This window comes from Microbacterium sp. 69-7, from assembly GCF_001897985.1.
Taxonomy (GTDB): Bacteria; Actinomycetota; Actinomycetes; order Actinomycetales; family Microbacteriaceae; genus Microbacterium; species Microbacterium laevaniformans.
Genome location: NZ_MKRU01000075.1, coordinates 1 through 12,283, shown reverse-complemented (window position 1 = coordinate 12,283; position 12,283 = coordinate 1). Strand labels below are relative to the sequence as shown.

The 12,283-nt window shown below is 68.0% G+C and carries 11 protein-coding genes; 6 read left to right on the top strand and 5 right to left on the bottom strand.

Translation table 11 applies throughout. The features are described 5' to 3' along the window. From sufC to sufB, 4 genes are read right to left on the bottom strand one after another with little or no spacing between them, the layout of a single operon-like run. Positions 1–771, bottom strand: a complete 771-nt coding sequence (gene sufC, locus BGN98_RS06895; RefSeq protein ID WP_005049291.1) for a Fe-S cluster assembly ATPase SufC — start codon at positions 769–771, stop codon at positions 1–3. Between the two features lie 14 nt (positions 772–785). Then, on the bottom strand, positions 786–1,115 hold the full coding sequence (locus BGN98_RS06890) for a non-heme iron oxygenase ferredoxin subunit (protein WP_036290568.1): 330 nt from the start codon (positions 1,113–1,115) through the stop codon (positions 786–788). Continuing rightward, positions 1,112–2,332, bottom strand: a complete 1,221-nt coding sequence (gene sufD, locus BGN98_RS06885) for a Fe-S cluster assembly protein SufD (RefSeq protein WP_036290566.1) — start codon at positions 2,330–2,332, stop codon at positions 1,112–1,114. The genes BGN98_RS06890 and sufD overlap by 4 nt, the downstream gene beginning before the upstream one ends. Further along, positions 2,332–3,750, bottom strand: a complete 1,419-nt coding sequence (gene sufB, locus BGN98_RS06880) for a Fe-S cluster assembly protein SufB (protein WP_005049286.1) — start codon at positions 3,748–3,750, stop codon at positions 2,332–2,334. Before sufB ends, sufD begins: the two co-directional genes overlap by 1 nt. 292 nt (positions 3,751–4,042) lie before the next feature. Here sufB and BGN98_RS06875 point away from each other — a divergent pair, with 292 nt between their 5' ends. Both BGN98_RS06875 and BGN98_RS06870 read left to right on the top strand, forming a co-directional pair. After that, entirely contained in the window at positions 4,043–5,038 is a 996-nt protein-coding gene (locus BGN98_RS06875) for a COX15/CtaA family protein (RefSeq protein ID WP_036290563.1), read from the top strand. Between the two features lie 84 nt (positions 5,039–5,122). Further along, entirely contained in the window at positions 5,123–5,536 is a 414-nt protein-coding gene (locus tag BGN98_RS06870) for a hypothetical protein (RefSeq protein WP_036290561.1), read from the top strand. Between the two features lie 61 nt (positions 5,537–5,597). On the opposite strand, the gene BGN98_RS06865 is transcribed toward BGN98_RS06870, so the two are convergent. Further along, on the bottom strand, positions 5,598–6,524 hold the full coding sequence (locus tag BGN98_RS06865; protein WP_016465326.1) for a heme o synthase: 927 nt from the start codon (positions 6,522–6,524) through the stop codon (positions 5,598–5,600). A gap of 269 nt (positions 6,525–6,793) precedes the next feature. Here BGN98_RS06865 and tkt point away from each other — a divergent pair, with 269 nt between their 5' ends. From tkt to BGN98_RS06845, 4 genes are all read left to right on the top strand, one after another. Then, complete coding sequence (tkt, locus tag BGN98_RS06860; protein ID WP_036290558.1) at positions 6,794–8,872, top strand: transketolase; 2,079 nt, start codon at positions 6,794–6,796, stop codon at positions 8,870–8,872. Continuing rightward, the gene (tal, locus tag BGN98_RS06855) at positions 8,869–10,011 is read left to right on the top strand and encodes a transaldolase (protein ID WP_061681576.1); all 1,143 of its coding nucleotides are present in this window, start codon (positions 8,869–8,871) and stop codon (positions 10,009–10,011) included. The genes tkt and tal overlap by 4 nt, the downstream gene beginning before the upstream one ends. Next, a complete protein-coding gene (locus BGN98_RS06850; RefSeq protein ID WP_061681578.1) occupies positions 10,008–11,627 on the top strand; it encodes a glucose-6-phosphate isomerase in 1,620 nt (539 codons plus the stop codon). Before tal ends, BGN98_RS06850 begins: the two co-directional genes overlap by 4 nt. Positions 11,628–11,651: 24 nt before the next feature. Continuing rightward, on the top strand, positions 11,652–12,283 hold a 632-nt coding region (locus BGN98_RS06845; RefSeq protein WP_502687821.1), incomplete at its 3' end, for a glucose-6-phosphate dehydrogenase.

Sequence of the window (12,283 nt, the reverse complement as noted above, 5' to 3'; positions counted from 1 at the left end):
CTATGCCTCGACGATGTCAGAGGGCTCGAGGTAGCGGTCATAGCCCTCGTCCTCCAGACGCTCCGCGAGTTCCGGGCCGCCCTCCTCGGCAACGCGGCCCTTCACGAGCACGTGCACGAAATCGGGCTTGATGTAGCGGAGGATGCGCGTGTAGTGCGTGATGAGCAGGACGCCGAGGTCCGTCGCCTCCTTGGCGCGGTTCACGCCCTCGGAGACGATCTTCAGCGCGTCGACGTCCAGCCCCGAGTCGGTCTCGTCGAGCACGGCGATCGCCGGCTTGAGCAGCTCGAGCTGCAGGATCTCGTGGCGCTTCTTCTCGCCGCCGGAGAAGCCCTCGTTGACGTTGCGGGCAGCGAACTTCGGATCCATGCGGAGGTTCTTCATCGCCTCCTTGACGTCCTTCGTCCACGTACGGATCGCGGGCGCCTCGCCCTCGATCGCGGTCTTCGCCGTACGGAGGAAGTTCGTGACGGTCACCCCGGGGATCTCCACCGGATACTGCATCGCGAGGAACAGCCCGGCACGAGCGCGCTCGTCGACCGACATCGCCAGCACGTCCTCGCCGTCCAGAGTGATCGTGCCCTGGGTCACCGTGTACTTGGGGTGACCGGCGATCGTGTAGGCGAGCGTCGACTTTCCGGAGCCGTTGGGGCCCATGATCGCGTGCGTCTCCCCGGTGCGCACGGTCAGGTCGACGCCGTTGAGGATGGGGGTCTCCCCCGCGTCGGTCTCGACCGTCACGTGGAGGTCGCGGATCTCGAGAACAGCCATGTCAGTTACCTTCTTCAGTTCACATCTTTGAGGACAGCGGGATCGATCAGGACGTCGTCCCCGTCGATCGTGACCGCGTACACGGGCACCGGCTCATAGGCCGGAAGGTTCAGGGGGCGACCGGTGCGCAGCGAGAAGGCCGAGCCGTGGGCCCAGCACTCCAGGGTCTCCCCTTCCACGAACCCGTCCGACAGCGAGATGTCGCCGTGCGTGCACGTGTCGCCGATCGCATGGACCTCACCGTTCGAATCCAGGACGACGGCCATCGGAACGCCGTCGATCTCGACGCGCACCGCGGTGTCCTGGGTGAGGTCGCTGAGGCTGAGGGCCTTCTGCGCGGTCATGCGTGTTCTCCTTCGGCCGCCGTCGCCAGAGCCAGCTCGTCCTCGATCGCGGCGATGAGCTCGTCCTGCAGGGCCGGCACATCGATCTTCTGGACGATCTCGGCGAGGAATCCCAGCACGACCAGACGTCGAGCCTCGTCCTCCGCGATTCCCCGCGCCTGCAGGTAGAACAGCTGCTCATCGTCGAAGCGCCCGGTCGCGCTCGCGTGTCCCGCGCCGCGGATGTCGCCCGTCTCGATCTCGAGGTTGGGGATCGAGTCGGCGCGTGCACCATCGGTGAGCACGAGGTTGCGGTTGGCCTCATACGAGTCGGTGCCCACGGCATCCGGTCCGATGAGCACGTCACCGACCCAGACGCTGCGCGCGGACTCGCCCTGCAGCGCTCCCTTGTAGAGCACGTCTCCGACCGTCTGCGCACCCTTGTGGTGCAGGTAGACCTGGCTCTCCAGGTGCTGACCGGCGTCGGCGAACGACAGACCGTAGAGTCTGCCCTCCGCACCTGCTCCCGCGAGCTCGACAGACGGGTTCACGCGAACGACGCGTCCGCCGAGACTGACCACGACGTGGGTCAGCGTCGCGTCGCGGTCGACCCGCGCCTGGTGAGATGCCAGGTGAATGGCGTCATCGTCCCAGCGCTGTACCGAGACGACCGTCAGCGCGGCGCCGTCACGAACGATGATCTCGACGTTCTGCGCCTGCTGTGCGGTACCGGCGTGGCGCAGCACGACCGTCGCCCGTGAGTGCGCCTGTGCCTCGATCACGACGTGCGCATGCGCGACACCGCCGCGTCCGGTCAGCTGCACGACGATCGGCTCCTCGAGTTCGACGCCCGAGGGGATGCGGATGAGCGGAGCCTCGTCCTCCTGCGCCCAGGCGATCGCGCTGACACGGTCCTCGGGACGGAAGACCTCACCGCGTGGGGCCTCCCCGACGCGCAGACGGATCTGCTCGACGGACGAAGGCGCACTCACGTCGACGCCGATGACGTCGTGGGGGGCGGGCTCGTCCCGCAGCAGGTCGCCCAGGAGCGCCAACGGGGTGTGCTTCCAGTTGACTTCGCGGCCGGTCGGCACGGCGAAATCGGAGGGGTCGAACGAGGTCGGCCGCTCCGATCGGGTCTGCACCGGCACGAAGCCGGAGACCAGCGTGGCCGCAGGGTCGATGTGACCCTCCGCCCGGATGCTCTCGCCGGCGGGGGTCTGAGTCGCTGTCGTCATCAGCCGACGGATCCTTCCATGCCCATCTCGATGAGCTTGTTGAGCTCGAGGGCGTACTCCATGGGCAGTTCGCGTGCGATGGGCTCGATGAAGCCGCGCACGATCATCGCCATCGCCTCGTCCTCCGGCATGCCGCGGCTCATCAGGTAGAAGAGCTGCTCTTCGCTCACCTTGGAGACCGTGGCCTCGTGACCGAGCTGCACGTCGTCGACACGGATATCGATCGCCGGATACGTGTCCGAACGCGAGATCGTGTCGACCAGGAGCGCGTCGCAGCGCACGGTGTTCGCCGAGTGGTGGGCGTTGGCGTCCACGCGCACCTCGCCGCGGTACCCGGCCCGGCCGCCACCGCGGGCGATCGACTTGGAGACGATCGAGGACTGCGTGTAGGGAGCCATGTGGATCATCTTCGCGCCGGCATCCTGGTGCTGTCCGGGACCGGCGAAGGCGACCGAGAGGGTCTCCCCCTTCGCGTGCTCGCCCATGAGGTAGATGGACGGGTACTTCATCGTGACCTTCGAGCCGATGTTGCCGTCGATCCACTCCATCGTCGCGCCTTCGTGGGCGATGGCGCGCTTGGTCACCAGGTTGTAGACGTTGTTGGACCAGTTCTGGATCGTCGTGTACCGCACGCGCGCGTTCTTCTTCACGATGATCTCGACGACGGCCGAGTGCAGCGAGTCGCTCTTGTAGATCGGCGCCGTGCAGCCCTCGATGTAGTGGACGTAGCTGTCCTCGTCGGCGATGATCAGCGTCCGCTCGAACTGGCCCATGTTCTCGGTGTTGATGCGGAAGTACGCCTGCAGCGGGATCTCGACGTGCACGCCCTTCGGGACGTAGACGAACGATCCACCTGACCAGACGGCCGTGTTGAGGGCGGCGAACTTGTTGTCCCCGGCCGGGATCACGGTGCCGAAGTACTCTTCGAAGAACTCGGGATGCTCGCGCAGCGCCGTATCGGTGTCCATGAAGATGACGCCCTGCTGCTCCAGGTCCTCGCGGATCTGGTGGTAGACGACCTCGGACTCGTACTGTGCGGCGACGCCGGCGACGAGGCGCTGACGCTCCGCCTCCGGGATGCCCAGCTTCTCGTACGTGTTGCGGATCTCCTCCGGGAGGTCCTCCCACGACTGCGCCTGCTTCTCGGTGGAGCGTACGAAGTACTTGATGTTGTCGAAGTCGATGTCCGAGAGGTCGGCACCCCACGTGGGCATCGGTTTGCGCCCGAACAGCTGGAAGCCCTTCAGTCGGGTCTTCAGCATCCACTCGGGTTCGTTCTTCAGCGCCGAGATCCCGCGGACGACGTCCTCGTTGATCCCGCGCTGGGCGACGGCGCCGGCGGCGTCTTCGTCGTGCCAGCCGAATTCATAGACGCCCAGTCCCTCGAGTTCGGGACGGTCGATGAGCACATCCGACATGGGGTTTGCCTCCTTCGTGCCCGGCGGTGTCATCCGCTCCGGCATTCCTGCGCCTGCGCCTGTCTCACGATCGGAGTGTCGTGGGCGAAGGTCGGATGCCGCTTCCAGGGCCGTTTTCGTGTCGTTTTCTCCGACGTGGTCTTCGTCGGGGCGTGCACCGCGCGCGCCTAGACTGTAGGTGGCGTGACGCGCTTCGCGCGCCGCTGTTCCCACCCCTTCAGTCTATAGGCAACACCCCGACACGGGGGTGGCCGGCGCCCGTCCGGGCGCGCATCCGGGAGGCGACCCCACTTTGTCCGCACCACAGACCTCCAGCGCCGAGACCACCACCGCGGCTCCCGCACCCGCGGACGGGCGCGGACTGCTGTCGCGACTTCCCGCGCGTGTCGGGCGCCCGACACGCGTCCTCGCGTGGCTCGTGCTGATCAGCAACATCGTCATCGTCGGCACGGGCGGTCTCGTCCGGCTCACCGGCTCGGGCATGGGCTGCGAGACCTGGCCGTACTGCACCCCGGATTCGCTCGTCCCGACGCAGGAGCTCGGCATCCACGGCCTCATCGAGTTCGGCAACCGCACGCTGACCGGCGTCCTGGTGATCGTGGCCCTCCTCGCCTTCCTGTCCGTCGTGCGCCTGTGGCGCACGCGTCCGGAACTGCCGAGGCTCGTGCTCGCGATCGGCATCGGCATCATCCTGCAGGCCGTCATCGGCGGTGTCACCGTGTGGCTGCACCTGCACCCCAGCATCGTCGGGCTGCATTATCTGCTGTCGGCCGCGCTCGTCGCGATCGCCGCCGCCTACGTCGTCCGCGTGTACGCGAAGCCCGGCCGGCGAGAGCTCGTCGTCCCGCGCGGCTACGCCGTCGTGGCGCACGTGACGAGCGTCGTCGTTCTCATCACGGTGGTCATCGGCATCCTGCTGACCGGCTCCGGCCCGCACGCCGGAGACACCGCCGCCGCCCGCAACGGCCTCGACCCGATTTTCTGGCAGCACGTGCACAGCTGGCCCGCCTACGTCCTTTTCGCGCTCACGCTGGTGCTGTTCGGGTGGTCCTACCGGCTGGGTGCGACGACGGGCATGCGGCGATGGACGGGTCTGCTGCTCGGCGTGGAGCTGGTGCAGATCGCGATCGGGCTGTGGCAGGCGCGCACGGGCCTTCCGATCGCTCTCGTGAACGTCCACATGATGCTCGCCGTGACACTCGTGGCGGCGATGACCGCCGTGATCCTGCACATGAAGCAGCCGCATGACATGCTGGGTGCCGGCGAGCGCTCCACAGCGATCTCATAGCCGGCGCATCACCGCTCCTCTGGTGGTTCGCAGATAGTCGATGTGTCGCCGCGCGTGCGGCGACGTGACAGAAGGAGCTTTCCCATGCCCAACACCGCCCGTGTGATCCGCAGCATCCCGTTCTGGGTGCTCGTGGGCGGCTCGCTCGTCGCCGTCGGCGGCGGCGTCTACCTGCTCGTCGACAAGCTGACCGTCATGGCCAGCACGCTCGCCGACGGCACCGCCACCGGTGTCGAGGTCTACGCCGGTCAGATCTGGGCCGTTCTCGGCGCGATCCTCATCGGCGTCGGCCTCATCGGTCTGGCTCTGGCGCTGACCCTCGGCACCATCGGCTCGATCGCGCGCGCCGTCACGCCGAGCGTCGTCCCCCAGGAGATCGACGTGGTCGAGGTCGTGGAGCCCGCGACGGTCGCCGCCCCGGCGGCCGAGACGATCGCCGCCCCGACTGCGGACGCCGACGAGTCCGCTGCTGCGACGACGGACCGCCCCACGGTCTGATCGCGCACCGAACGACACGAAGGCGCCGGCTCCTCGAGGAGTCGGCGCCTTCGTCGTCCGTTCAGAACGGAAGCAGCGGATCGATCGCGATGGCGACGAACAGGAGCGTCAGGTACGTGATCGACGCGTGGAAGACGCGCATGGGGCGGATCTGCTCTCCGCGGACGGCACGGTTGTAGAGCACGTGGGACTCGACGATGAACCAGCCGCCGAACACGAGAGCGGATGCCGTGTAGACGAGACCCATGCCCGCGACGGGAATGAGCAGAAGCGAGGAGGCGACGGTGGCCCAGGCGTACAGGATGACCTGCAGCCCGACCTGCTGGCCGTTGCGCGTCGCACCGAGCATCGGCACGTCCGCTTCCTGGTAGTCGCCCTTGTACTTCATCGACAGCGGCCAGTAGTGCGGCGGGGTCCAGAGGAAGACGAGGAGGAAGAGGACGAAGGGGGTCCAGGTCAGCGATCCGGTGACGGCCGACCATCCGATGAGCACCGGGAAGCACCCGGCGATGCCGCCCCAGACGATGTTCTGCTCGGTGCGGCGCTTCAGCAGCATCGTGTAGATGACCACGTAGAAGAAGATGGCCACGGCGCTCAGCGTTGCGGCCAGCCAGTTGGTGGCCAGCAGCAGCCAGAGCGTGGAGCCCACCGCCAGGCTCCAGGCGAACACGAGAGCGCCTCGCGGAGTCACCTCGCCCGTGACGAGCGGACGATTCTCGGTCCGACGCATGTGCGCGTCGATGTCGCGATCGAGGTACATGTTGAAGGTGGCGGCCGATCCGGCGCTCATGGCGCCGCCGATCACCGTCGCCAGCACGAGCCACAGGTTCGGCATCCCGCCCTGCGCCAGGATCATCACCGGCACCGTCGTCACCAGGAGCAGCTCGAGCACGCGGGGCTTGGTCAGCGCAACGTAGGCGCGGATCTTCTGGCCGAGGGGCAGGCCGATCGCGACATCGTTCCCGGCGGACACGCTCGACTGCACCATGCCCGCAGACCCCTTCCCCGGCTCACTCCAGACCTTCCCCCAGTCTAGGTCACGAGGCCATCGGGTGATCGCCCGAGCCGCAGCCGCCCACCGCCGATCGGTCGAGGTTCGACGGCGAATTGTCACGGACGACACATGCGGCCTGCGACCCGCGGCACTTCGCTAAGCTGAAAACACAGGCGTCGCCGAGCGCCGGCAGGCAGCGCTTCGACGCCGCCGAGGCCGGCTGGAGAGTCGGACGCACTCCCCTCTTTTCGAAAGGGCACCACGTGTCGGAACTGGTTTGGGATGAGATCGATCGGCGCGCGGTGGACACCGCTCGCGTGCTGGCCGCGGATGCCGTGGAGAAGGTGGGCAACGGACACCCCGGCACGGCGATGAGCCTCGCGCCGGCCGCATACCTGCTGTATCAGCGTGTGCTGCGTCACGATCCCTCCGACACGCACTGGCTCGGCCGTGACCGCTTCATCCTCTCCGCCGGACACTCCTCGCTGACGCAGTACGTGCAGCTCTATCTCGGCGGTTTCGGGCTCGAGCTGTCCGATCTCGAGTCGCTGCGCACCTGGGGCTCCCTGACGCCGGGCCACCCGGAGTACGGCCACACGAAGGGTGTCGAGATCACGACGGGCCCGCTCGGCCAGGGCCTGTCCTCGGCTGTGGGCTTCGCGTACGCGGCCCGCTACGAGCGCGGCTTGTTCGACCCCGAGGCGGCGGCCGGCACGAGCCCGTTCGACCACTTCGTGTACGTGATCGCGGGCGACGGCGACCTCCAGGAAGGAGTCACCAGCGAGGCCTCGAGCCTGGCCGGTCACCAGAACCTCGGAAACCTCATCGCCATCTACGACTCGAACCAGATCTCGATCGAGGACGACACCAACGTCGCCTTCACCGAGGACGTCGCCGCCCGATACGAGGCCTACGGGTGGCAGGTCCAGACGGTCGACTGGAAGAAGACCGGGGAGTACGTCGAAGACGTCGCCGAGCTGTACGCCGCGATCGAGGCCGCCAAGGGCGAGACCGACAAGCCGTCGCTCATCATCCTGAAGACGATCATCGGATGGCCCTCGCCCGGCAAGCAGAACAGCGGAAAGATCCACGGCTCCGCCTTGGGCGCCGACGAGCTGGCGGCGACGAAGAAGGTCCTCGGGTTCGACCCGGAGAAGTCCTTCGTCGTCGACGACGACGTGATCGCGCACACGCGCGCTCTCCAGGAGCGGGCCACCGAGGCGCGCGCGGCCTGGCAGGTCGACTTCGACGCGTGGGCTGCGGCCAACCCCGAGCGCAAGGCACTGCTGGAGCGTCTGGAAGCCGGCGAGCTGCCCGCCGATGTCTCCGTCCCGGAGTTCACCTCCGGTAAGGACGTGTCCACGCGCGCCGCTTCGGGTCAGGTCATCAACGCGCTCGCCGCGCAGCTTCCGGAGCTCTGGGGCGGTTCCGCCGACCTGGCCGAGTCGAACCTCACGACGATCAAGGACGCCAAGTCGTTCATTCCCGCCGAGTGGTCGACCCACGAGTGGTCGGGCGACCCGTACGGGCGTGTGCTGCACTTCGGCATCCGCGAGCACGCGATGGGTGCGATCGTCAACGGCATCAAGCTGCACGGTCCGACACGCCCGTTCGGCGGCACGTTCCTGATCTTCAGCGACTACATGCGCCCGCCGGTGCGCTTGGCCGCTCTGATGGACATCCCCTCGATCTTCGTGTGGACGCACGACTCGGTCGCCCTCGGCGAGGACGGACCGACGCATCAGCCGATCGAGCAGCTGTCGACGCTGCGCCTCATTCCGAACTTCACCGTGGTGCGCCCGGCGGATGCGAACGAGACGTCCGCGGCCTGGCTGGAGATCGTCCGTCGCACCAGCGGCGGCCCGGTCGGCATCGCGTTGACGCGTCAGAACATCCCCGTGTTCCCCCGCGGCGAGGCGGGCTTCGCGACGACCGACGGCGTGGCGAAGGGTGCGTATGTGCTCATCGACGCCGAGGGCGGACAGCCCGACGTGATCATCATCGCGACCGGCTCCGAGGTGCAGCTGGCCGTCGCGGCCCGCGAGACCTTGGCCGCCGAGGGCATCCAGGCGCGCGTCGTCTCGGCCCCGTCGCTGGAGTGGTTCGCCGAGCAGGATGCCGCCTACCGCGAGAGCGTGCTGCCGGCCGCCGTCACGGCGCGCGTGTCCGTCGAGGCCGGGTCGACCCCGCTCTGGCGCGGCATCGTGGGCGATGCCGGCCGTACGGTCGGCATCGACCACTTCGGCGCCTCCGCCGATTACAAGACCCTGTTCGAGAAGTTCGGTATCACCACCGATGCGGTCGTGGAAGCGGCCCGCGCAACCGTCAAGGAGAACGCATGAGCACCCCCACCCCGGGCTCGACCCCGACCCAGCAGCTCGTCGACGCCGGCGTCAGTATCTGGCTCGACGACCTCTCCCGCGCGCGCATCGCGTCGGGCAACCTCGCCGACCTGATCTCGTCGCGCAATGTCTCAGGCGTCACGACGAACCCGTCGATCTTCCAGGCCGCCATCGGCAACCAGAACGACGACTCGTACGACGCACCGCTGGCCGCGCTGGCCGAAGGCGGCGCGGATGTCGACGCCGCGATCTTCGAGCTGACGACCACCGACGTGCGTGACGCCGCCGACATCTTCCGCGGCGTGTTCGACGCGACGGGCGGCGTAGACGGCCGCGTGTCGATCGAGGTCTCCCCCGATCTCGCCCACGACACCGACGCCACCGTCGCCGAGGCGGAGAAGCTGTGGGCCAAGGTCGACCGGCCCAACGCCCTCATCAAGATCCCCGCGACCAAGGCCGGCCTGCCCGCGATCACCGCGGTCATCGGCGCGGGCATCTCGGTCAACGTGACGCTGATCTTCTCGCTCGAGCGGTACGCCGAGGTCATCGACGCCTACCTGGCGGGCCTGGAGCAGGCGAAGGCGGCCGGGCATGACCTGTCCGGCATCCACTCCGTCGCCTCGTTCTTCGTCTCGCGCGTGGACACCGAGGTCGACAAGCGTCTGTCGGCTTTCGAGAGCGAGGATGCCGAGGCACTGAAGAGCCGCGCGGGCCTGGCGAACGCGCGTCTGGCCTACGAGCTGTTCGAGCAGCAGTTCGCGACCGCGCGCGCTCAGGAGCTCATCTCCGCCGGCGCGAACGTGCAGCGTCCGCTGTGGGCCTCGACCGGTGTGAAGGACCCTGCGCTGCCCGACACGCTCTACGTCACCGAGCTCGTCGCGCCCGGCACCGTCAACACGATGCCGGAGAAGACGCTCGAGGCCACCTTCGACCACGGTGTCATCACCGGCGACACCGTCACCGGTGCCTACGAAGACGCTCACCTGGTCTTCTCGCAGCTCGCCGAACTCGGCGTCGACATCAACGATGTCACCCAGACGCTCGAGGACGAGGGTGTCGCGAAGTTCATCGCCTCGTGGCAGGACCTCAAGAAGACCGTCGCCGAGGCGCTGGCGACGGCCCCGGAGACCAGCCGGTGAGTTTCGAGATCCACGTCTCGGGTCACGTCAAGCAGGTCGTCGACCAGACCGTTCCGGGTCTGGTCGACGACCTGGTCGCCAGCGGTATCACCGCCGGCGACCCCGACCTGTGGGGACCCGAGGCGGCATCCGAGGCGGCTGTCCGCCTCGGATGGGTGGACGCGGTCAGCGTGTCACGGCCCCTCGTCGACGAGATCCTCGCGTTGCGCGCAGATCTCGTCGCACGGGGTCTCACCCGCGTCGTGCTCGCGGGGATGGGAGGCTCATCCCTCGCGCCGGAGGTCATCACCCGCACGGCAGGTGTACCGCTGGTGATCCTCGACTCGACCGACCCGGCGCAGGTCCTGGCCGCGATCGACGGGGATGCCGAGTCCGGCAGCCTCGCGCAGACGGTTCTCGTCGTCGCATCGAAGTCGGGCTCGACCATCGAGACCGATTCTGCGCAGCGCGCCTTCGCGGCCGCCTGGTCCGATCTCGGCATCGATCCGTCCGAGCGCATCGTCGTGGTCACCGACCCGGGATCCCCGCTCGAGCAATCCGCCCGCGAGGCCGGCTACCGCGTGTTCACCGCCGACCCGAACGTGGGGGGACGCTATTCGGCGCTCACGGCCTTCGGGCTGGTGCCCTCCGGGCTCGCGGGCGTGGACATCGCTGAGCTCCTGGACGAGGCGGAGGCGACGCTTCTGGAGGTCGCCATCGACGACCCCCGCAACCCCGCACTCACGCTCGCCGCGGCCATCGCCGGTGGCGACCCGCGGCGCGACAAGCTGGGCCTGATCAGCGACGGCACGCACATCGTGGGCCTGCCCGACTGGATCGAGCAGCTCGTGGCGGAGTCGACCGGCAAGAACGGCACCGGCATCCTTCCCGTGGTGCTGCTGCCGCTGTCCCCGGAGGTCGACCAGACCCCGGCAGACATGCAGCTCGTGCGTCTCGTGGATGATGCCGTGCATTTCCGGCTGATCGAGCAACACCCCGACGAGGTACTCGTCAGCGGTTCGCTGGGCGCTCAGTTCGTCGTCTGGGAGTACGCGACGGCCATCGCGGGACGCATGCTGGGCATCAATCCGTTCGACCAGCCCGACGTCGAGTCCGCCAAGGCCGCCGCTCGCGCGCTGCTCGATTCTCGCCCCGCCCTCAGCGACCCCGCCTTCACAGCGAACGGCGTCGAGGTGCGCGTGTCCGATCCCGAGCTGGCCGCGTCCGGCACACTCGCCGGAGTGCTGGACGCCCTGTGGGCTCGTCTCGGTCCCGACGGCTACGTCGCCGTGCAGGCCTACGCCGATCGCACCTCGGTGCCTCAGCTTTCAGGCATCCGCGAACTCATCGCCGCCGATACGGGTCGACCCGTCACGTTCGGCTGGGGGCCCCGCTTCCTGCACTCCACGGGTCAGTTCCACAAGGGCGGGCCCGCCACCGGGGTGTTCCTGCAGATCATCGGAGCCGGTGAGGTCGATCTGGAAATACCCGGTCGCCCGTTCACGTTCCGTCAGTTGATCACCGCTCAGGCGGCCGGCGACGCGGATGTGCTCGTCGCGCACGGACGACCCGTGGTCACCCTCACCCTGACCGACCCTCAGGTCGAGGTGCTTTCCCTGTTCGAGGCCGCGCAGTAGCGCGACCAGGAGGAGTCTTTCTCGATGACTGCCGAGATCTCGCGCGACCACAATCCGTTGCGCGATCCCGATGACCGCCGCCTCAACCGCATCGCCGGTCCCAGCGCGCTGGTGATCTTCGGCGTGACAGGCGATCTGTCGCGCAAGAAGCTGATGCCGGCCGTGTACGACCTGGCCAACCGCGGTCTGCTGCCACCCGGATTCGCGTTGGTCGGCTTCGCCCGGCGCGACTGGGAGGATCAGGACTTCGCGAACGTCGTCCACGATGCCGTTCGTCAGTACGCGCGCACGCCGTTCCGCGAGGAGACGTGGAAGCAGCTGCTGCAGGGCATCCGCTTCGTGTCGGGCGAGTTCGGCGACGACGACGCGTTCCGCCGGCTGCGCGAGACGGTGGAGAAGCTCGATGTCGAACGCGGGACGATGGGAAACCACGCGTTCTACCTGTCCATCCCGCCGCGCGACTTCCCCATCGTCGCCAAGCAGCTGAAGGCGTCCGGCCTCGTCGACGACAAGTCGAACAACCCGGATGCCTGGCGCCGTGTCGTCATCGAGAAGCCCTTCGGCAGCGACCTGCAGACGGCCCGCGAGCTCAACGCCACGCTCGAGGTCGCCTTTCCGGCCGACTCGATCTTCCGCATCGACCACTACCTCGGTAA